The sequence below is a fragment of the Kribbella sp. NPDC004138 genome (genome assembly GCF_053603655.1).
Map to the genome: position 1 here is coordinate 1 of NZ_JBSGFZ010000021.1, position 24325 is coordinate 24325.

The 24325-nt window shown below is 69.2% G+C and carries 29 protein-coding genes; 15 read left to right on the forward strand and 14 right to left on the reverse strand.

Going from position 1 to position 24325, the window contains the following annotated elements; genetic code table 11:
* Positions 1-123: 123 nt before the first annotated feature.
* A complete protein-coding gene (locus ACWEOO_RS27420; protein WP_452145470.1) occupies positions 124-1323 on the reverse strand; it encodes a hypothetical protein in 1200 nt (399 codons plus the stop codon).
* A gap of 155 nt (positions 1324-1478) precedes the next feature.
* Between ACWEOO_RS27420 and ACWEOO_RS27425 the strand changes: the two genes are divergently transcribed.
* Positions 1479-1994 (forward strand): SigE family RNA polymerase sigma factor, encoded by a 516-nt coding sequence (locus tag ACWEOO_RS27425; RefSeq protein ID WP_355475199.1) that lies wholly within the window; start codon positions 1479-1481, stop codon positions 1992-1994.
* Complete coding sequence (locus ACWEOO_RS27430) at positions 1994-3007, forward strand: hypothetical protein (protein ID WP_452145471.1); 1014 nt, start codon at positions 1994-1996, stop codon at positions 3005-3007. Before ACWEOO_RS27425 ends, ACWEOO_RS27430 begins: the two co-directional genes overlap by 1 nt.
* 31 nt (positions 3008-3038) lie before the next feature.
* On the opposite strand, the gene ACWEOO_RS27435 is transcribed toward ACWEOO_RS27430, so the two are convergent.
* Positions 3039-3542 (reverse strand): DinB family protein, encoded by a 504-nt coding sequence (locus ACWEOO_RS27435; RefSeq protein WP_452145472.1) that lies wholly within the window; start codon positions 3540-3542, stop codon positions 3039-3041.
* Positions 3539-4333, reverse strand: a complete 795-nt coding sequence (locus ACWEOO_RS27440) for a helix-turn-helix domain-containing protein (RefSeq protein WP_452145473.1) — start codon at positions 4331-4333, stop codon at positions 3539-3541. Before ACWEOO_RS27440 ends, ACWEOO_RS27435 begins: the two co-directional genes overlap by 4 nt.
* A gap of 113 nt (positions 4334-4446) precedes the next feature.
* On the opposite strand from ACWEOO_RS27440, the gene ACWEOO_RS27445 reads away from it, so the two are divergent.
* The gene (locus tag ACWEOO_RS27445) at positions 4447-4809 is read left to right on the forward strand and encodes a nuclear transport factor 2 family protein (protein WP_452145474.1); all 363 of its coding nucleotides are present in this window, start codon (positions 4447-4449) and stop codon (positions 4807-4809) included.
* A gap of 105 nt (positions 4810-4914) precedes the next feature.
* Positions 4915-5652 (forward strand): phytanoyl-CoA dioxygenase family protein, encoded by a 738-nt coding sequence (locus ACWEOO_RS27450; RefSeq protein ID WP_452145475.1) that lies wholly within the window; start codon positions 4915-4917, stop codon positions 5650-5652.
* Here the strand turns inward: ACWEOO_RS27450 and ACWEOO_RS27455 are convergent.
* Positions 5633-6490 (reverse strand): aminoglycoside phosphotransferase family protein, encoded by an 858-nt coding sequence (locus ACWEOO_RS27455; protein WP_452145476.1) that lies wholly within the window; start codon positions 6488-6490, stop codon positions 5633-5635. The genes ACWEOO_RS27450 and ACWEOO_RS27455 overlap by 20 nt on opposite strands.
* Before the next feature lie 77 nt (positions 6491-6567).
* Here ACWEOO_RS27455 and ACWEOO_RS27460 point away from each other — a divergent pair, with 77 nt between their 5' ends.
* Positions 6568-6738, forward strand: coding sequence for a hypothetical protein (locus ACWEOO_RS27460; RefSeq protein ID WP_452145477.1), 171 nt, complete (start codon positions 6568-6570; stop codon positions 6736-6738).
* A gap of 414 nt (positions 6739-7152) precedes the next feature.
* Positions 7153-7905 carry a hypothetical protein gene (locus tag ACWEOO_RS27465; RefSeq protein ID WP_452145478.1) on the forward strand — a complete coding sequence of 251 codons (753 nt, stop codon included), beginning with the start codon at positions 7153-7155 and terminating at the stop codon, positions 7903-7905.
* A gap of 156 nt (positions 7906-8061) precedes the next feature.
* Here the strand turns inward: ACWEOO_RS27465 and ACWEOO_RS27470 are convergent, their stop codons facing one another.
* The 3 genes from ACWEOO_RS27470 to ACWEOO_RS27480 form a co-directional block, all read right to left on the reverse strand.
* Positions 8062-8385: a hypothetical protein gene (locus tag ACWEOO_RS27470; protein WP_452145479.1), complete on the reverse strand. Its 324-nt coding sequence runs from the start codon at positions 8383-8385 to the stop codon at positions 8062-8064.
* Positions 8382-8576 (reverse strand): hypothetical protein, encoded by a 195-nt coding sequence (locus ACWEOO_RS27475; RefSeq protein WP_355692923.1) that lies wholly within the window; start codon positions 8574-8576, stop codon positions 8382-8384. Before ACWEOO_RS27475 ends, ACWEOO_RS27470 begins: the two co-directional genes overlap by 4 nt.
* Before the next feature lie 277 nt (positions 8577-8853).
* Positions 8854-10050 carry an MFS transporter gene (locus tag ACWEOO_RS27480; RefSeq protein WP_452145480.1) on the reverse strand — a complete coding sequence of 399 codons (1197 nt, stop codon included), beginning with the start codon at positions 10048-10050 and terminating at the stop codon, positions 8854-8856.
* A 62-nt stretch (positions 10051-10112) separates the two neighbouring features.
* Between ACWEOO_RS27480 and ACWEOO_RS27485 the strand changes: the two genes are divergently transcribed.
* The gene (locus ACWEOO_RS27485) at positions 10113-10517 is read left to right on the forward strand and encodes a helix-turn-helix domain-containing protein (protein ID WP_452145481.1); all 405 of its coding nucleotides are present in this window, start codon (positions 10113-10115) and stop codon (positions 10515-10517) included.
* Positions 10518-10559: 42 nt separating this feature from the next.
* Positions 10560-11336: a GNAT family N-acetyltransferase gene (locus tag ACWEOO_RS27490; protein WP_452145482.1), complete on the forward strand. Its 777-nt coding sequence runs from the start codon at positions 10560-10562 to the stop codon at positions 11334-11336.
* 32 nt (positions 11337-11368) lie between these two features.
* Here the strand turns inward: ACWEOO_RS27490 and ACWEOO_RS27495 are convergent, their stop codons facing one another.
* Positions 11369-11941, reverse strand: a complete 573-nt coding sequence (locus ACWEOO_RS27495) for a TetR/AcrR family transcriptional regulator (RefSeq protein ID WP_452145483.1) — start codon at positions 11939-11941, stop codon at positions 11369-11371.
* A gap of 37 nt (positions 11942-11978) precedes the next feature.
* Between ACWEOO_RS27495 and ACWEOO_RS27500 the strand changes: the two genes are divergently transcribed.
* Together ACWEOO_RS27500 and ACWEOO_RS27505 are read left to right on the forward strand one after the other, a co-directional pair.
* Positions 11979-12359, forward strand: coding sequence for a nuclear transport factor 2 family protein (locus ACWEOO_RS27500; protein WP_452145484.1), 381 nt, complete (start codon positions 11979-11981; stop codon positions 12357-12359).
* Complete coding sequence (locus ACWEOO_RS27505; RefSeq protein WP_452145485.1) at positions 12356-12556, forward strand: heavy-metal-associated domain-containing protein; 201 nt, start codon at positions 12356-12358, stop codon at positions 12554-12556. Before ACWEOO_RS27500 ends, ACWEOO_RS27505 begins: the two co-directional genes overlap by 4 nt.
* Before the next feature lie 122 nt (positions 12557-12678).
* On the opposite strand, the gene ACWEOO_RS27510 is transcribed toward ACWEOO_RS27505, so the two are convergent.
* Positions 12679-15153, reverse strand: a complete 2475-nt coding sequence (locus ACWEOO_RS27510) for a Tex family protein (protein WP_452145486.1) — start codon at positions 15151-15153, stop codon at positions 12679-12681.
* A gap of 153 nt (positions 15154-15306) precedes the next feature.
* Between ACWEOO_RS27510 and ACWEOO_RS27515 the strand changes: the two genes are divergently transcribed.
* Entirely contained in the window at positions 15307-15723 is a 417-nt protein-coding gene (locus tag ACWEOO_RS27515; RefSeq protein WP_452145487.1) for a hypothetical protein, read from the forward strand.
* A 6-nt stretch (positions 15724-15729) separates the two neighbouring features.
* On the opposite strand, the gene ACWEOO_RS27520 is transcribed toward ACWEOO_RS27515, so the two are convergent.
* Positions 15730-17208, reverse strand: a complete 1479-nt coding sequence (locus ACWEOO_RS27520; protein ID WP_452145488.1) for a DHA2 family efflux MFS transporter permease subunit — start codon at positions 17206-17208, stop codon at positions 15730-15732.
* A gap of 76 nt (positions 17209-17284) precedes the next feature.
* Positions 17285-17887 carry a DUF624 domain-containing protein gene (locus ACWEOO_RS27525; RefSeq protein ID WP_452145489.1) on the reverse strand — a complete coding sequence of 201 codons (603 nt, stop codon included), beginning with the start codon at positions 17885-17887 and terminating at the stop codon, positions 17285-17287.
* 76 nt (positions 17888-17963) lie between these two features.
* Between ACWEOO_RS27525 and ACWEOO_RS27530 the strand changes: the two genes are divergently transcribed.
* The 4 genes from ACWEOO_RS27530 to ACWEOO_RS27545 all read left to right on the forward strand — a co-directional run bounded on the left by ACWEOO_RS27530 (position 17964) and on the right by ACWEOO_RS27545 (position 22266).
* Positions 17964-19046 (forward strand): substrate-binding domain-containing protein, encoded by a 1083-nt coding sequence (locus ACWEOO_RS27530; RefSeq protein WP_452145490.1) that lies wholly within the window; start codon positions 17964-17966, stop codon positions 19044-19046.
* Positions 19047-19161: 115 nt separating this feature from the next.
* Positions 19162-20436, forward strand: a complete 1275-nt coding sequence (locus tag ACWEOO_RS27535) for an extracellular solute-binding protein (RefSeq protein ID WP_452145491.1) — start codon at positions 19162-19164, stop codon at positions 20434-20436.
* Positions 20433-21371, forward strand: a complete 939-nt coding sequence (locus ACWEOO_RS27540; RefSeq protein ID WP_363707392.1) for a carbohydrate ABC transporter permease — start codon at positions 20433-20435, stop codon at positions 21369-21371. Before ACWEOO_RS27535 ends, ACWEOO_RS27540 begins: the two co-directional genes overlap by 4 nt.
* Entirely contained in the window at positions 21364-22266 is a 903-nt protein-coding gene (locus ACWEOO_RS27545) for a carbohydrate ABC transporter permease (RefSeq protein ID WP_359939906.1), read from the forward strand. The genes ACWEOO_RS27540 and ACWEOO_RS27545 overlap by 8 nt, the downstream gene beginning before the upstream one ends.
* A gap of 224 nt (positions 22267-22490) precedes the next feature.
* Here the strand turns inward: ACWEOO_RS27545 and ACWEOO_RS27550 are convergent, their stop codons facing one another.
* The 3 genes from ACWEOO_RS27550 to ACWEOO_RS27560 form a co-directional block, all read right to left on the reverse strand.
* Positions 22491-23027, reverse strand: coding sequence for a TetR/AcrR family transcriptional regulator (locus ACWEOO_RS27550; protein ID WP_452145492.1), 537 nt, complete (start codon positions 23025-23027; stop codon positions 22491-22493).
* A 65-nt stretch (positions 23028-23092) separates the two neighbouring features.
* Positions 23093-23848: a class I SAM-dependent methyltransferase gene (locus ACWEOO_RS27555; protein ID WP_452145493.1), complete on the reverse strand. Its 756-nt coding sequence runs from the start codon at positions 23846-23848 to the stop codon at positions 23093-23095.
* 8 nt (positions 23849-23856) lie between these two features.
* A complete protein-coding gene (locus tag ACWEOO_RS27560; RefSeq protein ID WP_452145494.1) occupies positions 23857-24324 on the reverse strand; it encodes a nucleotidyltransferase domain-containing protein in 468 nt (155 codons plus the stop codon).
* Position 24325 lies beyond the last annotated feature (1 nt).

Here is a 24325-nt window from a genome sequence, read left to right on the forward strand (position 1 = left end):
CACCGCGACGTACGGTCCGCTGCCGACGGTCGGGTACACCTCACCGTCGTACTTCGAGATGTCGGTGACCTTCTCCCAGACGTGCGGCCGTGACGTTTATGTCAGTTGGTGAGTGGTGGAGGTTCAGCAGGCGCCGAAGGTGCCGGCCGAGACCCACGCCTTCGCCACGTACATGCCGGCGTTGACCCGAAGCCACACGTTGCTCGTGCCCTGCGAGCCGGTGACGCTCTCACCGGTCGTCTGGCACTCGACGGTGACCTGCGCCGACTTGCCCGCCATCCCGACGACCGCGCCGGAGGAGTTCGGGGCGTTGCGCACATTCAGGTAGCCGGACGAGATCGACACGGTGCCGCGGCCACCGTCGCCGGTCCACAGATAGGTGACGTCGACCCACGAGTTGTCGGCCAGCTTGAGTGCGTCCCAGAACACGCCGTCAGCGAGGTCGATTCCCGCCGGGTTGGCGACGGTCCGGCCGAACTGATCCTTCCCGCCGTTGTAGCCGTTCTGGTACGCCGCCTGCGCCTCGGGCTTGCCCTGCGGCAGGTCCTTCCACATCTCACGGGTCGCGCTCGGGTTCCAGTAGTCGTCCTTGGTGTTCCACGGGCCGACGTCCCACACCGGCTCGAAGGCGCAGCGGGTGGCGGTGCAGACCTTCACCGAGTACGTGCCGGATCCGGCGCTGGACAGCCCGCGTCGTGACGGCAGGGCGACGAAGTGGTCCCGGCTCACGATCACGTGACCGTTGGCCGTCGTACCGCCGACCAGGCCTTCGCGGGTGGCGAAGACGTGCGACTTGAGCGGTGCTGCCTGGATCGTCATCCGCGGCGCAGCGGTCGTGTCCGTGGGTTGCACGGTCACGTCGCCGACCCACGGCGCGGCGCCGGTCGAGGGGGCGCTGACGATGATGCGGACCTGGACCTGGCCGCTCGCCGCCGGCAGCGCGGTCGGCGTACCGGCCTTGGCGGCGGTCCACTCCGACCACCTGTTGCCGGCCCACGACCGCACGTCGACCTCGGCCGACGAACCGTCCGGCGTACCGGAGGTGTAGCCGATGACCACGGCGGACGTGGGGGCGCCGAACCGGACCGGGGCGAGCTCGGCCAGGCCGGAGCGTTGCCTGATCTCGGTCGAGCCGATCGCGGCCGGGGCGTCGCCGAGGATGATCCGGCTGCCCTCGACCTTCACGTTGCTGGATCCGGCCAGCGGCTGGGCCGCGATCGCGACCGGATCCGGGGTGGCGGCGGTGCTGGGCAAGGTCGCGGTAAAGATCGCGGCGGTCAGCGCCAGACAGGCGGTGAGCGCGGTGGAGCGGGTGATACGCATGGGCGGAACCTCCGGGGCGGTGAAGGCTTGTGCACCCAATGTGACTCACAAACACCTCTTCTGCATAGCCCGTGAATAAATTTCTCGTGACGGAACAGAACCTGTTCGGTCACCCAGCGGGTCTGGATCGTTGTGACAGAGGCTGAGGAGAATCGATGACCCGGACCGCGGACGCCGACTTCGAGCGCTTCGTCGTGGCGCAGTCGACACCCTTGCTCCGCTTCGCGGAGATGTTGTGCGGCGATCGGCACACCGCCGAGGACCTGGTGCAGCAAGCGTTGATGCGGTCCTACCCGAAGTGGCACAAGCTGACCGGCGACCCGTTGCGGTACGTCCGGCGCGTGCTGGTCAACCGATTCCTCTCCCAGGCCCGCCGGCACTGGAACAACGAAGTACCCAGTGATCCGGTGCAGAACGATTGGGACCAGCGAGCGGTGGCGGACTTCGCCGGGGCGGTTCAGACCAGAGAGGCCGTGCTCTCGGCCCTCGACGGTCTGACCGTCCGGGAGAGAGCCGTGGTCGCGCTGCGTTACTCGCAGGATCTCTCCGAGGCCGAGACCGCCGAGCTGCTCGGCATGGCGGCCGGGACCGTGAAGAGCACGGCCTCCCGGGCCCTGGCCAAGTTGCGTCTGGCACCCGACCTGATCGACAGCGGAGTTGGAGGAAACTGATGAGTGACGAGCAGCGGGTACACGACGCGCTCACGTACGAAATGGAGCCGTGGCAGCCGGACACCGCCGACCTGATGCGGCGCGGCAAGCGGCTGGCCTGGCTACGCCGGGGGCTGGCTGCCGCCGGTGTGACTGCACTGGCCGGGACCGTCGCGACGGTGTCCGCCGCGGTCGGCGGCCCGGCGCCGGTCAAGAACCTGCTGGCCGGAGGCGGCAAGCCGCCGGTGCCGGCGGTGGTTCCGACCGAGACCCCGAAGGTGCCGTCGGTGGACCCGACCTGCCTGCCGCAGAAGCCGCAGCTGCCGAAGGTCGTGGTCTCGGTGAACAAGACCATCGACCCGAACAAGCCGCAGAAGCCGACGCTGCCGGCCAAGCCGAGCCTGCCGGCCGTGCCGACTGCGAAGCCGACGCTGCCCGTGAAGCCGAGCCTTCCGGGCAAGCCGAGCCTGCCGAGTACGACGCCGAGCTGGCCGACGGGTAAGCCGAGCATCCCGACCACGAAGCCGTCGCTCCCGACCGCCAAGCCGACCCTGCCGACCGCCAAGCCGTCACTTCCGACGACGAAGCCGAGCCTGCCGTCGAAGCCGACCCTGCCGACGCTGCCGACCGTGCCGACGGCCAAGCCGACGCTGCCGGGCAAGCCGACCCTGCCGACGGCCAAGCCGAGCCTGCCCACCGCGGTTCCGTCCGCCAAGCCGGTCCCGAAGCCGACGCTGCCGGACTGCGTCGACGGCGTACCGACCGAGAAGCCGACGGCGCCGAAGCCGACGCTGCCGAACGTGCCGGGCAAGCCGACCGGCAAGCCGACCGCTCCGTCCCTGCCGACGGTCACGGTCTCCGGCGGCGTGAAGGTGACGGTCGACCCGGGCACGCAGCAGACCGCCCAGCCGACGCTGCCGAACAAGCCTTCGGTACCGACCACGATGCCGACGTTCCCGACGACGAAGCCCAGCATCCCCACGCCGAGCTTCCCGACGACGTTCCCCACCGGTCACCCCTCCTCAAACCGGTAGGGACCAAGCCACCGGCGAGTGGGTCACGCAGCTACTCGCCGGTGGCGCCATCGCTCAGCTCGCGGGCCACGTCCAGGTGGCCCGCGTGCCGGGCGTACTCCTGCAGTACGTGGAAGAGGATCCAGTTCAGCGTCGGCCGGTCGTCGGTCCCGAAACGGCCGCCGGCCGACGCGACCGTTGCCGGATCGACGCCGGCCACCACGCTCCGGGTGAACTCGCCGCCCGCGTGCAGTTCGGCCAGCAGTCCTGGAAGCGTGTCGTCGGGCCCGAGTGTCCACGGGCCGTCCGGATCGTCCGCGGAATCACCCCACGGGTGGTCGACCGGATCGGCGACGAATCCCCAGCGCAGCCAGCGCCGCTCCATGAAGATCAGGTGTTTCAGCAGCTCGAGCGGCGTCCATCCCGACGGCAGGCGACTGCTGCGCAGGTCGGAATCGCTCATCCCGGTCAGCTTCGTCTCGATGATGCCGCGATAGCGGTCGAGGTACTGCAGGTGCAGCTCGATCGTGTCGGCGAGGTCGCGGGCAGGCTTCATGACAGCGTCCTCAGATAGTCGGCCGTCTTCGGGTCCGCGGGATAGAACGACTCGATCATCAGCTCCGACACCGTGACGTCGAGCGGCGTGCCGAACGTCGCGATGGTGGTGAGCAGCGACAGCTCGTGCCCGTCGTGCGTGAGCTGGAAAGGTACGACGACCTCGGCCGGCGCGGGCGGCGCCGGCTTGTCGTGGACGGCGTACCCGCGCAGCTCGTCGTACAGGTCCTGGAGCTCGGGGTCCGCGGTGCCGGCCACCTGGCGTTGCAGGCTCGCCAGTGCGGCCGCGCGGACCTCGGCGAGGTTGGCGATCCGCCGCGCCAGGCCGTCCGGGTGCAGGGTCAGCCGGAGCGCGTTGATCGGTGCCTGGAGCAACTTCTCGTCGACGTCCGCGGTGAAGATCGCGATCCCGGCGTTCGCCTCGACGATGTTCCACCAGCGGTCGACGACCAGCGCCGGGTACGGCGCGTGCGCCTCGAGCAGGCGGCGCAGCGTCGTCCGGATCGCGAGCATCGACGGCGAGTGCAGCGACGCCTCGCTGTACACGGGCGCGAACCCGCCGGCCAGCAGCAGCTGGTTGCGGTCCCGCAGCGGTACGTCGAGTTGCTCGGCCAGCCGCAGCACCATCTCGCGACTCGGCCGCGACCGCCCGGTCTCGACGAAGCTCACATGCCGCGTGGACACCTCGACCCGGTTCGCGAGCTCGAGCTGGCTGAGCCGCCGGCGCTCCCGCCAACCGCGCAGCAGCTCGCCCACCGGGCGCTGGAACGTCTCCTCGATCGTGGCTGCCATACCCCGACCGTAGCGGTTCGCGTAGACAGCTCCATTACCTCCGACGTCATCGACGGTACGCCGGGCGCGGCGGCAAAGTTCTGGTCATCACCACGAACCGAGGAGGAAACACCATGAACGCAACCGCTCTCGCCGACCAGTACTTCGCGATGTGGAACGCGGCCGACGCCGACCGCCGGGCCGAGCTGATCGCGGCCAACTGGACCGCGGACGCGACCTTCCAGGACCCGAGCTTCGAGACCACCGGCCCCGACGAGCTGAACAAGCTGGTCGGCGCCGCGCAGCAGATGTTCCCGGGGCTGTCGTTCGTCCGGATCGGCGGCATCGACGAGCACCACGGTTACCTGCGCTGGACCTGGCACCTGCAGGCCGACGGGCAGGAGCCGGTCGCGGGCGGCACCGACATCGTCGTGCTCGACGCCGACGGGAAGATCCAGAAGCTGATCGGCTTCCACGACTTCGCCCCGGAGCACTGACCTTTCGGGCACATCCGACTCTCGGCCGGCGCGTGGAGGGCAAGCTGCCGGTGGGCGATTGTTAATTGGGTGGAACGTCCGCGGCGGTCGGCGCAGCATGGACGGATGCTCACCGCTGAGGAGCACGACGTTTTCGAGCGCGACGGGATCGTGAAGATCCCGTCCGCCTTCACTTCCGACGAGGCCGCCGCCATGCGGGACGTGCTGTGGAGCGAGTTGTCCGCGCGGCACGGGATGGATCGTGACGACCGTGCCACCTGGACGCCGTTGCGGCCGACCGGCCTGAAGACCACCAAGTCCAGCCGCGCGGCCCTCGCGGTGCTCGGTCCAAGGGTGCGCTCGGCGCTCGACGGGCTGCTCGGCGAGTGGATCCAGCCGAAGCACGCCGGCCAGGTGCTGGTCACCATGCCGGAAGGCGTGGCGTGGTCGGTGCCGCATCGGCAGTGGCACACCGACGTCGGGTTCGAGACGCCGACGGAGGCAGTCAAGATCTGGGCCCTGCTCGGGGATCTGGAGCCGGGCGGCGGCGGGACTCCGCAGGTCGCGGGCTCGCACCGGATCATCGAGCGGTTCCTGACCACGACGGACGAGCGCGAGTTCAAGGCGGTCCGCGACCAGGTGCTGCGCTCCGATCCGTGGCTGCGCAACCTGACCTCCGAGCAGCGCACGGTCGACCCCCTCGAGCCCACCGAGATCGAAGGGCTGCCGGCCCGCGTCGTCGAGCTCACCGGTCAGGCCGGCGACGTGTACCTGACCCATCCGTGGATCCTGCACTCGATCGCGCCGAACGCCGGCGACGTTCCGCGGATGATGCGCAGCCGCTTCATCTGGAAAGCGCAGTGACCAGCCGCGCGCAGCGGACCGGGTCCTCGGTGAGACCGGCTTGCAGTCCCCACAGCCAATAGTCGACGGCCCGCCAGAACACCCAGTCGCGGGCGCGATCCCGGTGCAGTCCCGCCTCACGAACAGCGATGTCGAAGTACGGGACGATCTCGGTCATCCTGTCCAGGTCCCACCACAGCACGCGGCCGAGGTCGAACTCGATGTCGCCGCGGTAGAGCACGGGGTCCACGGTAAGCCACGCCTCCCGGTGTCCCGCGAGGACCTGGCCGGAGTGGAAGTCGCCGTTGACAGCGGCGGTGGACGTGGTCTCGGTCGGGGCGACGTCGAGTGCCTCGCGCAGGATCGCGGCGTCGAACGGGCGCCCGAGCCGCTCCCACTGCGGCTCCAGCTCGGCCGATCGGGTCGTCACGATGTCCGCGGTCGACAGCGCGTCCTCCGGCCCGGGGACGGCGAGTCTGCGCATCAACTGCCCGAGCACGGCGATCACCTCGTCGATCGGCCGCGTCGTCAGCGGTGTCGACAGCTGCTCGAGCAGCATCGCCCCGGCCTCGGCGTCGTCGTCCCACAACCGGACCATGCCGCGGCCGTCCCACCACCGCAGCGCCCAGGCCTGCTGCGTCACCTCGTCACCAGGCGGTGACATCCGCAGTACGAGCTCCGCGCCGTCGCGGACGACCGGTACGGCGATCGCGTTCCCGCCATGGGCGATCGGGCCCGTGACGGCGAGGTTCCAGCGGCGGCACTGCTCGTCGACGGCGTGCGGAAGCGACTCCAGCCAGGCCTGTCCTTCGGTCCACCAGCGTGGCATGTCGAGGAACGTCCGGGGGAGCTCGATCATCCCGGAACCGTAGCGGGGCAACCCGGGGCATGCCCCTCGATTTCCAGATGACCTCCCCAGCGGCGAGACGGAGGTCCATGATGTGGCCCGATCCCTATCTGCCGCGGACGCTGGCCGACGTACTGGTGAAGACCGGTTTCACGCCGACGCAGGACGAGGCGCGAGCGTGGGCGGACGATCTGCGCGGTCTCGGCGAGAGCTACTTCTTCAGCCTGAACAGGTACCTGTTCGTCGCGTCCGCGCTGTGACGTGCCTGGCGGGTGCGTCCTGGGAGAGACACACCCGCCGGCCGGTCGTTCTCCCGCCCCTCAGTGGGAGAACTCGCGGCTCGGTGAACACCACCCATGCCCGAATGGCACTGACCGAACCGCGGGACCACCTAGAGGTACCCCAGATCGCCGCCCGGCACACACTCCGGCACGCGTATCGGACGGAAAACTTGACGTTCCTCAAACCTTCACCGGTAGTAGCTGACCTGACAGCCGCTTAGGCTGGCCGCGATTTTCCGCGCACCCGGGGTCGGTGTGCGGACAGCCAGGGGGAAGGAACGGCGATGCCGGAACTGTTCGACGACGAGTTGACCGACGACGTGCTGGACGAGTTGGAGGCGCTCGGCGCGGCCGAGGACGCGGACGTGATCCTCGGTGCGGTGGGTGAGAAAGGTGCCTGAGGCAAGAATCTCCTGGCGCGGTGTCACGGTGAACCGGCGGACCGTGGCGATGGTCGAGGCCGCGGAGCAGCTGTACGACTCGAAGTTCGCGATCCTGCAGGGCTCCTACAACGCCGGCGGTGTGGAGGCCTCGGCCGGTACCCACGACGGCGGCGGCGCGGTCGACGTCGACGTCCGGACGAAGAGCACCGCGCAGCGGGTCGCGGTGGTGAAGGCATTGCGGCAGGTCGGATTCGCCGCCTGGCTGCGGACGCCGGCGCAGGGCAACTGGCCGTACCACGTGCACGCGATCGCGGTCGGCGACAAGGACCTGTCCCGGGGAGCGGCCGTCCAGGTCGCGGAGTACCACCGCAAGCTCAACGGGCTGGCGAACCGCGGGAAGGACGACGGGCCGCCCGGGTACTACGGGATGACCTGGGAGCTGTACCTGAAGGCGCACCCGCCGAAGGAGCCGGTACCCGACTCGACGATCTCGCTGGCCGCGATGGAGTACGCCCGGACACACGACGCGATGACCGGCGTGTGGGGCGCGGACCGGGCCCGGGTGATCGCCTGGGCGGCGCATCCCCGGGTCGGCGCGATCACGAAGGCAGAGACGGTGCCGCCGGCCGGCGTGCCGTGGCACCTGCATTTCCAGCGGGTGATCCGCAAGGTGCAGCTGCACTTCAAGCTCGACGTCACCGGGATCTTCAACTCCGCCGTGGCCGGCGTGATGAAGCGGTACGGGTACACGATCGTCGCCTGAACCACCCCCGGCATCGGCAAGGCCCCACCGGTAGCAGCCGGTGGGGCCTTGGTGGTCCACTACCGCCCGGGCATCCCCGGTGCAGCTGTGGAGGTGGAGAGCGGAACCGACGCCGATGCAGGGGTCAAGACGTCAGCTCCGCTTGCCTGTGTGGAGTTATCTCGAGTCGGCCGCCCAGACCTGCGCCTGGTGGAACTCGAGGTGTTGCCGCATTGCCGCCGGAGTGCCGCCGGGGCTGCCGAACCCGAGGTGGTTCATGGTCGGTACGACGACGGCGTGCACGTCGGACCGCTTCACCTCGTTGAGCAGTGCGTGGAACGCCGCCGACTCGGCCGCATCGCGCTCGGTGTAGACGGTGCCGAGGGTGAACCCCTCGGCGCTGGCGAAGGCGACCAGGGAATCGGTCGCGGCGGCCAGTTCCTCCGCGCAGCTCAGCGCGTCGGCCCGTACGTACCCGAGCAGCGTCGGCCGGGTGGTCATCGCCCAGGCACCGCTTGAGTGTCCACCAGCACCGGCTCGCTCGTCACCCGGAGGGACGCGAAGCGCCGGCGCATGGCTTCCTCGTACTGCGCTGCCTGCTCCGCCGTGGCGGTGTGGTCCGCGATCGGGTTCGCGCCGAACCAAACCCGCACCCGACGGTGCGTTGCGGGGGTCTCGAGCGTCTCGGTCATCGCGGTTCCTTCGGCAGTCTCGGTCTCACCCCGGACGGCTTTGTCCGGCGTTGAGATAAAGAAACCTCACCGGCACCGACCTTCGGAACACTTCCGTAGGGACCTTTACAGAGGCCTAACGCAGAGTAGGGAAACCCTACGAACCTGCAGGTCAGCGCCGTCTGCGCGGCATCGTCGAGGCGGCCGGAAAGCATGTCAAGAATGGCTGCAGGTATTTGCAGATAACGATTCGGCGTCCGCCCTTTATTCGACGGCGATAGAAATCTATGACGTCCTGCTAACCCTTTGCGCGCGACTGCTTACGTACCGGTAGCAGGTGCGCCGGATGGCGCGGTACGACGGCCAGCGTGACAGCTGCGGCGCCGACCGCGAGGGCGGCGATGACGTTCAGGGTCGGCGGCAGCCCGAGGACGAGAGTTACCGTGGGTGCTGCCAACGCTCCGATCAGCAGTGCGAGTGAGTCGGTGGCGAAGAAGATCGCGCTGACGCTCGCGAGGACCTCCGGTGGAGCGGCGCGCTGGATCGTCGTCTGCGCCGTGATGAGCAGGATGCTGCCGGGCAGGCCGATGAAGGCCGCGGCGACGATCGCGATCGGGACGTTCGGGGCGTTGAAGAGCGCGAAGAACGCTGCGGCGGTGGCGAGTTGTGTCAGGGCGAGGAGCTCTCGGGTTCCCAGCAGACGGGCGGCTTTCGTGCTCAGCGCGGCGCCGAGGAGGTACCCGGCGCCGAGGCCGGAGATCAGGTAGCCGACGACGTACCCGGGGGCGTGCAGGCGGCCGACGGTGAACGGTACGAGAAGCGCGGTCAGGCCGGCGTTGGCGGTGAGGAACGTCGTCTGGCCGATCAGGATGCCGCGCAGTGCCTGGTGCTCGATCGTCGCCCGGAATCCTTCGAGCGGCCGTGGCGGTTCGCCGGCAGTGCTGTGCCGGCGGGTGCGGACCGTCGCGATGATTGCCGCAGACAACAAATAGCTGGCGATGTCGACGGCGAGTGCGAACTCGATACCGGGTCCGGCCAGCAGCAGTGCGCCGAGGGGCGGCGCGGCCAGCCGGATCGCGCTGCCGGTGGCGGCGTTGACCGCGTTCGCGGTGGCCAGCTCCTTGCCGGTGCCGACGACCGCCGGGAGCAGCGCGCGGGCCGCCGGCCGGAACACCGTCGTCGCGGTGTTCTCGAGCAGGATCGCGAGGTAGATCGGCCAGCTGCGGCCGTGATCGGCGGTCAGGATGAGCCCGACCGCCGCCGCGCTGACCAGGTCGGCGATCCACATCGCCCGCGCCAGGTTCCAGCGGTCCAGCAGGACGCCGGCCCACGGGCCGATCAGGAGCGCCGGGAGGGCCTCCAACGCCAAGGTCAGACCGGTCGCGACCGCGGATCCGGTCAGCGCGAACACGTGGAAGGGGATCGCGACGACCAGCAGCCACGACCCGATGCCGGAGATCGCGCCGCTGAGCCAGAGGCGCCGGAAGTCCCTCACGCCGCCGGAATCTATCTTGTCGGGATAGACATCGGCAAGAGTGTTCTGTGAAGATAGGGCGCATGGAGCTTGGCGACGTCCTGCGCGACCGTCGGAAGGCGGCCGGGCGGACCATCGCGTCGGTGGCCGTCGACGCCGGTCTGTCCGTGCCGTACATCGCGAACCTCGAGAACGGCCGCGGCAACCCGACCCTGGCCGCCCTGGACCGCCTCGCGACCGCCCTCGGCGCGCGGCTCGAGGTGCGCATCGACGACGAGGAACCGTCGCCTGCGCCCTCGGGGGCCGCCGAGCTGCTGGCCGCGTCCGACCGGGCCGAGGCGGTCGTCACCGCCATCGCGAACGGGAGATCTCGCGCAGCGACTCGCCGCGAGCTGGTCGCGACTCTCGACGCGCTCGCCCTGCTCCTGGGTTGTCCTCCGACGGCCGCCGACCTCAACCGCCTGCTCGACCTGCTGCTGCTCGCGTAACCGGCTCGCGTAGCCCCAGGAGATCGTCGTAGGGTCCGCGACATGGAGATCGGGGCGCGGATCGCGCGGGCACAGGTGGACGGGCTGGCGAGGTCGCGGCGGCAGATCATCGCAGGGCCGTTGGTAGGGATGCTGCACGACCAGGACGAGTGGTACCTGTCGACAATGGTCGCCGCCGAACCCGGGCAGCCCTTCGCACCTGAGGAGGTCCCGCCCGCGCTGGCTGTCATCCGGCAGGCCTTCGCCGCCGAGGACCGCTGGCTGAGCGCCGAACTCGTCGACGAGGCGAGCCCCGGCCTGGCCGAGGCGCTCGCGGCGAACGGAATGACGCTGGTGTCGCGTCTCCCGCTGCTTGTCGCCGAACCCGACGACCTGCTCGTACCTGAGTTGCCGGCCGGCGTCACGGTGCAGGTCGTCTCGTCCGACGCGGACCAGAAGGTGGCGAACGCGGTGGCGGCTGAGGCGTACGAGATGGACGGCGCCGGCTTCGCGCTCAAGCCCGACCCGGCCGACGGCGGCGCAGTCCTCGTGGCTGTCGACGGCGTACCGGCCGCGACCGCGTCGTGGACCGCAGTGGCCGACGGCGTGACCGAGGTTGCCGGCGTCGGCACGATCCACGCCCACCGACGGCGCGGCCTCGGCGGGATCGCCACGGCGTACGCGACGCTGAAGGCGCACGAACTGGGCGGCGCGACGCTGGCCTGGCTGACTCCAGGCGACGACGGTGCAGACCGCGTCTACCGCCGCCTCGGCTACGCCCCCAGAGCCACCGCCGTCCACCTCGGCGACCCCGGCGGTCACCTCGCTGACCTGCGCTGACCCTTCCCCCCGCCCAATCTGGTTGAGAGGGGTTAGGTGGGTTGGAGGAGGCGGGTGAGGGTGGTGCGGAGGGTTCTGTGGGCGGTTGTCGTGGTAAGGCGGCCCGCGGCTGCTGACGCGCCGGCTGCGTGGCCGAGTGCTGTCAGCGCAGTGACCAGCCAGGGCGCGGGAAGGTCGCGGGTGATTTCACCCGCGCGCTGACCGCGGCGGATGAGGCGCTCGAGGCGCTCGGTAACCGGGTCATGGCGGCCGTCGTCGGTGACCGTCTGCGGCACGTGCAGCAGGAGCGGGTGCTGCTCGAAAGCTCGCCAGGCCAGGTCGATCAGACGGAGCACAGTGGTCAGTGCCGGTCCTTCGTCGAGGTCGAGCGCGTCGATCGCCGTCAGCGTCTCTGTGGTGAGTTGGTCGAGTACGGCATCCAGTAGTACGCCGCGCGACGAGAAGTGTGCGTACACGGTCTGCCGGGTGACGTCGGCTGCCTCGGCGATGCGTTCGAGGCTTGCGTCGGGGTGCTCGTCCAGGAGGGCGACGGCCGCGGTGAGGATCGCCGCACGACTGCGGTCCGCGTCGGCGCGGCGGCGTCGTACCGGCTTGTTCTCTGACACCTTGTCAAGGTTAGCGGACATGCTTATCTTTGACGGTATGTCAGATTTAAGCGCGCGAGAGTTCGTCGCGGACTTCTTCGGGTCGTTCACCCGTGAGGTGATCGCGGGCGGTGACGCGGCGGCGATCGTGGACCGGTACTACACGCCCGATATCGAACAGATCGCCGACGGCGTGACGCTCGACCGGCAGCGGCTGATCGACCACCTGCGACCGGTGCGGAAGAACCTCGTCTCCTGCTCGTACGACGTGCACGAGGCGATCCGCACCGGCGACCGGGTGGCTGCGCGGTTCACGATCCACGCGGAGCTGCGGCGCGGGCGGACGATCGCGACCGAGGTGTACCTGTTCGGTGAGCTCGCCCCGGACGGGCGGATGCGCCGGACGACGCAGGCCACGAGGGACGTGACCGCGGCATGACGACATTCAAGGTGCTCGGGATGACCTGCAGCCATTGCGTCGGGTTCGTGACGGAGGCGCTCGAGGAGCTGCCTGGCGTCGAATCGGTAGAGATCGACCTGTCGACCGGGACGGTTGCGCTGGCGACCGACCGGCCCGTCGAACCCGCGGCGATCCGGGCCGCGGTGGAGGCCGCCGGCTACGAGGTCGAAAGGTGACGGACCGCGTCGGCTTCGCGTTCGAGCCGAGTCGTGGGTTTTGGCTGCCACCCAAGATGTCGAGTCGTGGACTTTCGCTCTTTCCTACAGCCAAAACCCACGACTCGACGAAGCGCGGCGGGTCAGCGGACGGTGAAGCCTGCCTTGCGGAAGGCATCGGCCAGGGAGGTCTCGTCCATGGAGGTCTCGGTCGGGGTGGCGCGACCGCCGGATCCCCGGCCGGGCTGACCGCCCGAGCCGCCGCGGCCGCTCTGACCGCCGGGTCCACGACCCTGGCCGCCCGGTCCGCGACCACCTGAACCACGGCCCTGGCCGCCTTGCCCGCGGCCCTGCGCGCCGCCCTGACCGCGACCGCCCTGACCACCTTGGCCGCCGCCCTGCCCGCCGCTCTGCCCACGGCCCTGACCGCGGTTGCCCTGGCCGCCGGAGCCGACCTCGTCGTCCAGGCGCAGCGTCAGCGAGATCCGCTGCCGCGGGATGTCCACCTCGAGCACCTTCACCGTGACGATGTCGCCCGGCTTGACCACCTCGCGCGGATCCTTGACGAAGTTCTTCGACAGCGCCGACACGTGTGCCAGCCCGTCCTGGTGCACACCGATGTCGATGAACGCGCCGAACGCGGCCACGTTCGTGACCTGGCCCTCCAGCCGCATCCCCGGCTTCAGGTCCGCGATCTTGTCCACGCCCTCGGCGAACACGGCGGTCTTGAACGCCGGCCGCGGGTCCCGGCCCGGCTTCTCCAGCTCGGCCAGGATGTCGGTCACCGTCGGCAGACCGAACATGTCGTCGACGAAGTCCGCCGCCTTCAGCCGCTTCAGCTCCGCGGACCCGATCAGGGCCTTCACGTCGGAGCCGGTCGCGTCCAGGATCCGGCGGACGACGGGGTACGACTCCGGGTGCACGCTGGATGCGTCGAGCGGGTCGTCGCCGTCGGGGATCCGGAGGAACCCGGCCGCCTGCTCGAACGCCTTCGGCCCCAGCCGCGCCACGTCCTTCAGCGCCGTCCGGGACGTGAACGGCCCGTTGACGTCGCGGTGCTGGACGATGTTGTCCGCCAGGCCGGGCGTGATCCCGGAGACCCGCGTGAGCAGCGGCGCGGACGCCGTGTTCAGGTCGACGCCGACAGCGTTCACACAGTCCTCGACGACCGCGTCGAGCGAGCGGGACAGCGAGTTCTCCGGGAGGTCGTGCTGGTACTGGCCGACGCCGATCGACTTCGGGTCGATCTTCACCAGCTCGGCCAGCGGGTCCTGCAGGCGGCGTGCGATCGAGACCGCGCCGCGCAGCGAGACGTCCATCCCGGGCAGCTCCTGGGAGGCGAACGCGGACGCCGAGTACACCGACGCGCCGGCCTCCGACACGACCGCCTTGGTGAGCTTGAGCTCCGGGTGCTTGGCGATCAGCTCGGCCGCCAGCTTGTCGGTCTCGCGCGACGCCGTACCGTTGCCGATGGCAATCAGCTCGACGTCGTGCGCGGCCGCGAGCGCGGCCAGCGTGGCGATCGACTTGTCCCACTGGTTCTGCGGGACGTGCGGGTAGATGACGCCGGTGTTGACGACCTTGCCGGTCGCGTCCACGACGGCGACCTTCACGCCGGTCCGGAAGCCCGGGTCGAGGCCCATCGTGGCGCGGGTGCCGGCCGGGGCGGCCAGCAGCAGGTCGCGCAGGTTGGCCGCGAACACCCGGATCGCCTCCTCCTCGGCGACCTGCCGCAGCCGCATCCGCAGGTCGATGCCGAGGTGCACGAGGATCTTCGTCCGCCAGGCCCAGCGGACCGTCTCGACCAGCCACTTGTCGGCCGGACGGCCCTGGTTCTCGATGCCGACTTTGCGGGCGATCGTGGTCTCGTACTCCGTCGGGCCCTCGACCTCGACGCCCGCGGGCAGCGGCTCGACGGAGACCGTCAGCACATCCTCCTTCTCGCCGCGGAACAGCGCGAGGATCCGGTGCGACGGCATCTTCGTGAACGGCTCGTCGAAGTCGAAGTAGTCCGAGAACTTCGCGCCGTCGGTCTCCTTGCCCTCCCGGACCGCGGACGCCAGCCGGCCCTGCTCCCAGAGCCGCTCGCGCAGCGCACCGATCAGGTCGGCGTCCTCGGCGAACCGCTCGACCAGGATCGCCCGGGCGCCGTCGAGCGCCGCCTGCGGGTCCGGGACCTCGGCGTTCACGAAGACCGCGGCCGCGGCGATCGGCTCGACGTCCGGGTCGGCCATCAGCCCGTCGGCGAGCGGCTCGAGGCCGTTCTCCCGGGCGATCATCGCCTTGGTCCGGCGCTTCGGCTTGAACGGGAGGTAGATGTCCTCCAGCCGGGACTTGGTGTCGGCCGCCAGGATCGCGGCCTTCAGCGCGTCGTCCAGCTTGCCCTGGCTCTCGATCGACTCGAGCACCGTCTGCCGGCGTTCCTCGAGCTCCCGCAGATACCGCAGGCGCTCCTCGAGGGTGCGCAGCTGGGCATCGTCCAGCATCCCGGTGACCTCTTTGCGGTACCGCGCGATGAACGGGACCGTCGACCCCTCGTCCAGCAGCGCCACCGCTGCCCGCACCTGGTTCTCACCGACCTCCAGCTCCTCGGCGATCCGCTGCTCGATCGACTGCACCACCACTGTCCGTTCCCCTCTACGCCCGACAACCACCGAGCATTCTGCCCCGGTCAGATCCCATATCCTTCCCCATCCCACCCCCCACCCCGAAACCCGTCCCACCCCCACCTGTGGACAACCCGTGCGATCATCCCGTCGGGGAGGGAGCACATGGGGCAGTTCAGCAAGTACGTCGAGCGCAGTCTCGAACCGCCGCGGGCAGCAGCCCGGGTCATCAACGCACTGATACTCGTGGCAGTGACCGTTCAGGCGGTGAGCACGCGCCGTCTGGAAGACATCCTGCTGGCGGCGTTCTTGGTCGGCATGCTGGTGCCTGCAGGCATCAGCTCGCAGGGGTTCACTCGGTTGACCGCCCGCATGGAGGCCCACCCCGTGCTGGCCTCGGTGTACGTGGCCCTGCTGGTGACCTGTGGCGGTTTCGCGCTCCTGGCCCACTTCCTGCCCCGGCGGACCAGTCTGCCGGCGGCTGTCGGGCTGGCGCTGGTTTCCGTGGTCGTCAGCCAGATCGGGCGCCGCCGGCGCGCAGCGAACTCCCCGCGGCCCGATGGGCGCGGGGAGCTCGGGTAGTAAGGGTCAGGCTGCTTCGAGGAGTACGTCGTCCTCGTCCTCAGTCTGCTGCTTTGCGGGGCGCATCACCGTGATGGCGATGGCGACCGCGGTGGCGACGATGGCGGCGGCGACGGCGAAGGAGAGGTGGTAGCCGTCGGTCAGGGCGTCCAGTGCGGGCTTGGTGTCGGCGACCGCCGCGGTGCGGGTGGCGGACAGCGTGGCCAGGACGGCCAGGCCCAGGGCCGCGCCCACCTCGCCCATGGTGCCGATCAGACCGGAGGCCAGGCCGGCGTCCTCGGGCTTCACGTCGGACATCGACAGACCCATCAGCGCCGGGAAGCAGATACCGCCGCCCAGACCCAGCAGCGCCAGCACCGGCAGGACGTGGACGAAGTAGTTGCCGCCGACCGGTGCCTGCGTGAACAGCGCCAGCCCGACCACGATCAGCGACAGTCCGGCGACCAGCGGGCGCCGCGGCCCGAACCGCATCACCAGCTTCTCCGAGTACTTCACCGACAGCAGCCCCATCACCACGGTGGTCGGCAGGAAGGCCAGACCGATCTCCAGCGCGTCGTACCCGAGCACCCGCTGCAGGTACAGCGAGCCGAGGAAGAAGATGCCGAACATGCCGGACGCGGACAGCGCCTGCACCAGGTTCGCACCGGTCAGCGTGCGGGAGCGGAAGATCCGCAGCGGTACCAGCGGGTTCGCGGCAGTCGCCTCGCGGACGATGAACCCGGCCAGCAGCACCAGCGTGACCGCGGCCAGCACCAGCGTCCGCTGAGCGGTCCAGCCCAGCTCGGCAGCCGGCTTCACGATCGTGAACACGCCGACCATCAGCGCCGCGGTGATCAGCACCGCACCCGGTACGTCGGTGCCCTTGCCGATGCCCAGGCCCTTGTCCTTCTCGATCAGCTTCACGGCCAGGACGACGGTCAGCACGCCGATCGGCAGGTTCACGAAGAAGATCCAGTGCCAGCTGATCGCCTGCGTCAGGACGCCGCCCGCCAGCAGGCCGATCGACCCGCCGGCCGACGCGACGAACGCGTACATGCCGATCGCCTTGGCCTGCTCACGCGGCTCGGGGAACAGCGTGACGATCATGCCCAGGATGACCGCGGAGGTCAGCGCGCCGCCGACGCCCTGGATGAACCGGGCGATGACCAGCACCTCCTGGGACCCGGCCAGACCGCACAGCACGGAGGCGGCGGTGAAAACGATCAGTCCGGCGGTGAAGACGTTCCGCCGGCCGAGGAGGTCGCCCAGCCGCCCGGCCAGCAGCAGGAGGCCGCCGAACGCGATCAGGTACGCGTTCACCACCCAGGCGAGGGATGAGCTGGTGAAGCCGAGGTCGTCCTGGATGGCCGGCAGGGCCACGTTCACCACGGTCACGTCGAGCACGATCATCAACATGCCCGCGCACAGGGTGTACAGAGCCAGCCAGCGCGAGCGGCCGCCCTGCGCGGCCGGCGTCGTCGCCAGGGTGTCGGTCGTCGCGTACATTCCGGTTCTCCTTGCAGTCCGTCGTAGTGGCCTTACACCTCTACGTCGAACCAGGAGGACTCAGATTGACACGTCTTCAGAAGTTTTTTTCGCGCCGCGGCCGGGACAGCGCGTACGCCGTGAGCGCCGGCACCAGTCCGGACCCGACAACGAGCAGTGTGGGCAGCTGCGACGCCAGCGCGAACCAGGTGAGCAGCACGACGACCCCACCGGCCACCGGCAGCGGCCGACGCAACAGGAACAAGTTGGCGGACCGGAACAGCGACTTGAAGGTGGCGGTCTCCGGCGCCTCCGGCAGGATCGCCAGGCCGCTCAGATAGAGCCCGAGGATCATGCCGGTCAGCGGAATCAGCACCGCGAGCGCGAAGATCCGCACCGGGCCGTCGGCGTACGCCCAGAACGAGATCCCGAACGCCAGCATCACGCCGCCGACCCACAGCCCGAACGCGGGCAGCCAGAACCGCTTCATCGCCCAGCCGAACTCGTGGAAGAACCGCCGCAGCAGCTTCGGCTTCTCCTGGCTGATCGCGTCCGGCACCACCCGCTGCATCGCGAACGCGGCCGGGAAGAGCGTGAGGATGCCCAGGCTGATCACGACAAACACGAGCTGCAGCATCAACAGGTCGCCGACGACCGCCAGCTTTCCCAACACGGTGCTCGTCCGGCCGGCCTTCTCCACCGATCGCCTCCTCGTTCCGTACGGGCGGGTCCTGATCGTATGATCACGAACAATCACGGACAGACCAGGGGATCACATGCTTGCACAGGAGCGCCACGAGCTGATCCTGCGGAGCCTGCGCCGGCACGGCCGGCTCCGGGTGGCGGACCTGGTCGCCGAGCTGGGCGTCTCCGCGATCACAGTACGCCGGGACCTGGCCGAACTGGACTCGGCCGGACTGCTCCGCCGGGTGCACGGCGGCGCGATCGGCGTCGGGACTGCGGAGCAGGGCGGGCACGGCAGCCGCCTGACGATCGGGATCATCGTCCCCAGCGCGACGTCGTACTACTCCGAGGTGATCCGCGGCGCCGAGGCGATCGCCGACCGGTACGGCGCGCGGCTGGTGCTCGGCGTCTCCGGGTACGACGTGACCACCGAGCGTGAACGGCTCGACAAGGTGCTCGGGATCGGCGTCGCCGGGCTGCTGATCAGCACCGCGCTCGGCGACGGCGACGCCGCCCGGCTGGACAGCCGGCTCGACGACATCGACGTACCGGTGGTGCTGATGGAGCGCGCGTTCGGGTTCCCGCACGCGGCCCGCGAGTACGACCATGTCCGCACCGACCACGCGTACGGCGCGATGCTGGCGCTGCGGCACTTCCTGGCGCTCGGCCACCGCCGGATCGCCATCAACCTGCAGGCCACGGTCACGGCGTACTGGCTGCGCCGCGGGATCGAGTCGGCCGCGCAGGCGCTCGGCGTCGACGTGTTCCTGTCACCGGTCGACCTGCCGATGCGCGGCGACGACCCCGGCGCGATCGCGCAGCTGGACGCGTTCCTCGCCGAATGCGAGTCGTTCGGCAGCCGCGCCGTCCTGGTGCACTCCGACGAACACGGCGCCCGCCTGGTCGAACGTGCGATGGAACTCGGCCTGCGCGTCCCCGAGGACCTGGCGGTGATCGCCTACAACGACGTCACCGCGTCCCTGGCCGTGGTCCCCCTCACCGCCATCTCCCCACCCCGCCGAGCCCTCGGCGAAACCGCCTGCGACCTCCTGCTCCGCAAACTCGAGTCCCCGAGCACCCCCATCCAGCACCTGAGCCTCCTGCCCACCCTCAACATCCGCACCTCCTGCGGCACCGCTGAGGCGGAACAGAACCTGTCCGTGTTCCGATCCTGATCGAATGTGATCATTCGAGCGCTTGGGTATTGACGAGGAAAGCCCTTTCCCATACTTTCGCTGCACTTAGGGGTCGTAGGCCCCGGCTGAACAAAGTCAGCGAAGGAGTTCCCCTGTGAGACATGGAGTGGGACTGACCCTGCTGGCCGCTGCGCTCAGCGTCGTGGTCAGCAGTTGTGGCAGCGGGGTGATCGACAAGAGCACGGACGGCGTGCCACCGGCCGAGGCGACCGGGACGCTGCGGGTGCTGCTCCCGTCCTTCCCGCCCAGTGCGAAGGGCAAGGCGGAGTTCCAGAAGGTCGTCGACGACTTCCACAAGGCCTATCCGAAGATGAAGGTCGAGCCGGACTTCGCGACGTACAAGAACCTCAACGAGAAGATGTCGACCGCGATCGCGGCCGGCATCCCGTACGACGTGATGGTGACCGGCGTCGGCTGGGTGCAGCCGTTCGCGTCGAAGAACATCTTCGAAGACCTCGGCAAGTACGGCGTGACGCCTGACTACATCAGGGAGAAGAGCACCCCGGCGCTGATCCCGGCGGTGACCTACGACAAGAAGCTGTACGCCTACCCGCTGATCGCCGACGCCCGCGCCGTCGCGCTGCGCAAGAGCGCGTTCCGCGAGGCGGGCCTGGACCCGGACAAGCCGCCGGCGTCGCTGGACGAGATCAAGGTCGCCGCCGAGAAGCTGACCAAGCGGGACAAGGACGGCAACATCACCCGCAGCGGGTTCGACCTCGCGTCCGCGACCGGTTTCCGGCAGTCGTTCACGACGTTCCTGGCCTCGACCGGTACGCCGCTGTACGTCGGCGGCGAGCCGAACTTCGACAACCAAAAAGGGCTCGACACGCTGCTGTGGATCAAGTCGATGATCAACAACGTGCAGCCGTACGGCCAGACCAACGCGGCGCAGCAACCCCTGGTGCTGACTGGTGAGGCCGCGATGGGCATCGTCAACGGCGGCGTGGACTGTTCCGCCGAGGGCATCGGCCAGAAGAACTGTGACGACCTGAAGTTCTTCCGCTTCAACAGCGGCAAGGAGATCGAGTACGTCGGCGGTGACCTGGCCTCGATCGGGTCCCGCAGCCGGCACAAGGACGCGGCCTGGTCGTTCATCCAGTCGCTGACCAAGCCGGCCACGCTGGACGCGCTGGCCAAGCTGAACAAGAAGGTCCCGGCCTACAAGGACGCGAGCAACTCGCCGCAGGCGAAGTCCAACCCGCTCAGCCAGTTCGTCGCGGACGGCCTGGTCTATGCGGTCAACGAGAACGAAGTGCCGTCCAACTGGCTCGAGATGCGCGGCAACTTCGACATCCAGCTCACCCAGGCGGTCCTCGGACAGAAGGACCCCGCCAAGGTGCTGCACAACCTGGCAGGACAGTCCCGATGAGTACAACTCTTGAACGTCCCACACTTGCCACTCCACGCAAGGTGAGCCCGTCCAAGGACGGTCGCACACTGCTCCGCAGCCAGGCCCGCGCGGGCTGGGCCCTGCTCGCGCCCGCGTTGCTGCACTCCGGCGTCTTCATCGTGATCCCGGTGATCGCGGTACTGGTGCTCAGCCTCACCGACTACAGCTTCGGTGACACCTGGGCCTGGGTCGGTTTCGGCAACTACGCCGACCTGTTTCGCGACGTCGACTTCCTGGCCTCCCTGTGGCACACGGTGCTGTACGCGATCGTGGTGATCCCGATCTCGATGGCGATCTCGCTGGCGGTCGCGATCGGGCTGAACCAGAAGATCCGCGGCCTCGGCTTCTTCCGGACGGCGTTCTACATCCCGACCGTGACCGCGACCGTCGCGGTGGCCACGATCTGGCTGTGGATCTACAACCCGGGCTCGGGCCTGGCGAACGGCTTCCTCAGTCTGTTCGGCTTCGCGCCGAACCGGTGGCTGGCGGACCCGGCCACGGCGCTGCCGTCGCTGATGGTGGTCGGCATCTGGCAGGGCCTCGGGACCAAGATCATCATCTACCTGGCCGCGCTCCAGGGCGTGTCCCGCGACCTGGTCGAGTCGGCCGAGCTGGACGGCGCGGGCCGCTGGCAGCGGTTCGTCAACGTCACCTGGCCGGCCATCGGCCCGGTCCAGTTCTTCGTCCTGATCACGTCGATCGTCGGGACCTTCCAGGTGTTCGACCTGGTGTACGTGATGACGCAGGGCGGCCCCGGATCGGAGACCCGGGTGCTGGTGATGGACATCTACCAGAACGCGTTCCAGGACCTGAAACTCGGCTACGCGTCCGCCGAGACCGTGATCATGATGATCGTGATCGCGCTCTTCATCGGCGTCGGGCGCCTGCTCCAGAAGGCGGATGCCAATGACTAGCGTTTCGTTGCCGGCGGTGGGTTCGGCGAAGCCGTCGGCGTTCCGGCCCGGCCGGATCCTGCTGTACGTCGTCCTGCTGGTCGGCGCGCTGCTGATGATCACGCCGTTCGTGTGGATGCTGCTGACCGCGTTCAAGAGCAACCTGGAGATCGCGAAGTTCGGCTGGCTGCCGGGGGAACTGCGCTGGCGGAACTTCGTCGAGGCGATGCAGACCGCGCCGTTCCTGCGGTACTTCCGCAACAGCCTGTTCATCGCGGTCGGCGAGACCGCGTTCACGCTGGCGGTCTGTACGACGGCCGGGTACGCGCTGGCGAAACTGCCGATCCGCGGCGGCAAGACGTTGCTGAACTACTTCATCGTGCTGCTGCTGGTGCCGTTCCAGATCATCCTGGTGCCGCTGTTCCTGATCGTGAAGTCGATCCCGCTGTTCGGCGGCAACAACATCCTCGGCCAGGGCGGGATCGGCTGGCTGAACTCGTGGTGGGGCCTGATCATCCCGCTCGGCGCGGCGCCGTTGTTCACGTTCCTGGCGCGGCAGTTCTACGTCTCGCTGCCGGACCAGCTGGCGCAGGCCGCCCGGGTGGACGGGCTGGGTGAGTTCGGCATCTTCTGGCGGATCATGACGCCGCTGATCAAGCCGGCCCTGATCACGATCGCGGTGTTCCAGATCGAGGCCGCCTGGAACGGGTTCCTCTGGCCGTTGATGATCACCACGTCGGACGACCTGCGACCGCTGCAGCTCGGGCTGGCGATCTTCTCCCAGAACCCGGCGGAGATCCAGTGGCCGTACCTGATGGCCGGGACGGCGCTCGCGACGCTGCCGATGATCGTGCTGTTCGTCTTCGCCCAGAAGCGGTTCGTCGAAGGAATGGCGAACGTGGGCATCAAGGGCTGAATCCTCGAACAGGTGCTCACCCCGCCCCGGGTGAGCACCTGCGAGGCCCCCTCCACATGCGGTGGTCCCGAAGAAACACCGGAGTTTCCCACTCGGTCCCCCCGCTGGGTCACTCACCCGTTTATCGGCGCAGTGTGGCCCTCGTTACAACAATCGTGAGGTTTTTTCGCCGATCCGCGCGACGATTTCCTTTCGCATACATTCGGCGACGGTCCGTGAGCGAATCAGTGCAGGTGGCTGTGGACGACGTACCGGACCATCGGCCCGAGATCGGTCGTGCCGAGGAGCTCCAGCGCGTTGGTCGCGCGCAGCGTGGCCAGGCCGTGCAGGTTCGTCCACAGCGCGATGGCGCGGAGCTCGGCGTCGGCCGGGTGCAGCCGGGCGACCAGGTCGACGAACGTCCGGAACAGCGGCAGCGAGGTCGCGCGCAGATTGCCGCCGGCCCCGGCCAGCAGGTCGTGGCGGAAGATCAGGTCGAACATCCCGGGCCGCTCGGCGGCGAATTCCAGGTACTTCGTCGCGGCCGCGACCAGCTGCTCCTCGGGCGGTCCGTCGCCGTCGGGCTCCAGGCGGGCGGCGAGATCCTGCAGGCCGGTCGCGGCGATGGCGGCGAGCAGCGAGTTGTGGGTCGGGAAGTAGCGGCGCGGCGCCCCGTGCGAGACGCCCGTCCGGCGCGCGATCGCGCGCAGCGTGAGGTCGGAGAGGCCGTCCTCCTCGAGGATTTCGACCCCGGCCTGGACGAGCCGATCGGGCAAGGACACGTACGGTAGTATCGCCGACGTGACTGCCGGGTCGGCTTCGAGCCATTACCGAGTTGGGTCCCCGGCTATAGCGGCCGTTGCGCCAGCAGCGCGTAGGAGTTGGGTAGTTGGCCGGACCACGCCGCGGCGCTCGTGTCGTCCTGCGGGCGCCAGAACGGCTCGGCGTACTCCTCGAGGACCTGGAGCCGTAGACCGGCTTTCGTGATCGCGGTGACGATCTGGCCGAGCGTCCACTGCCACTCCTGGGCGCCGTTGCCGGGGAACGTGTCGTTGATGTGCGACTTGGCGAAGTAGCTCCGGTCAGGTCGGATCCGCGGCTCGTCCTGGTCCCAGGTCCACAGCGGTACGGCCGGGTGCGCCTCGTACACGAAGAGGTGTCCACCCGGTCGTACCACCCGGGCAGCGTCCTGCGCCCAGGCATCGATGTCCCGCATCCAGATCAGCGCGCCCTTGCCGGTGTACACGAGATCGGCCGACGCGTCCTTCAGCGGTACGCCGGGGACCTCGGCCACGACGTACCTGCAGCTCACGCCCAGGTCGTCGGCCCGGCGCTGCGCAGCGCCGGCCGCCACGGAGCTGTAGTCGACACTCACGACACGGTCGGCGCCCGCCTTCACCAACGCCACGTCGTCCAGCCCGTGCCCACTCTGGAAATGCACCACCACCGGCCGTTGCGCCAGGACCGGTGCCAGCAGCTCCCGCTCCCGCGCGAACAGTTGCTCGTCCCCGCGAGCCTCCGCCAGCAACTCGTCGTACTCGTGAACGTGCTTCTGTGAAGCCCGCTCCCACACCATCCGATTGCCCGCGACGACCTCGTCCATGCCCTAAGTCAGCCCGACCTCAGCTCTTCGAGCAACTCCATATCGTGCAGGTCCACCGGTCTCAGCTGGTAGCCCTGGTGCGACCGGAGCTGCGCACTGAGCGGCATGCAGCGCACCGGCCGTCCGCCGATCCGCCCTTCGACGGCAGGCGGTATGAGGTGGGTGTTGCCGTCGAAGTCGAACTGCTCGGTCCCGCCGTCGATCGGTGTACTCGGGTGCAGGTCCACGCGATGCCCCTCAGTCGTATGGGTCAGCTGCACGGTGACCTGCACGAACCGGGCATCTGTCACGGCGTACCCCAGCCCTTCCAGGACCTGCACCACCTCATCCAGCTGCGGTCTGGCCACACCTAGGTCCAGATCCCCGTGGGGCCGCGTCTGCCGGCCCACCAGCGCATCCACACCCCAGCCGCCGTCCACCCAGACGTCCAGCGGCTTCAGTGCGTCCAGCAACTGCAGCACCCGCTCCGGTGTCACC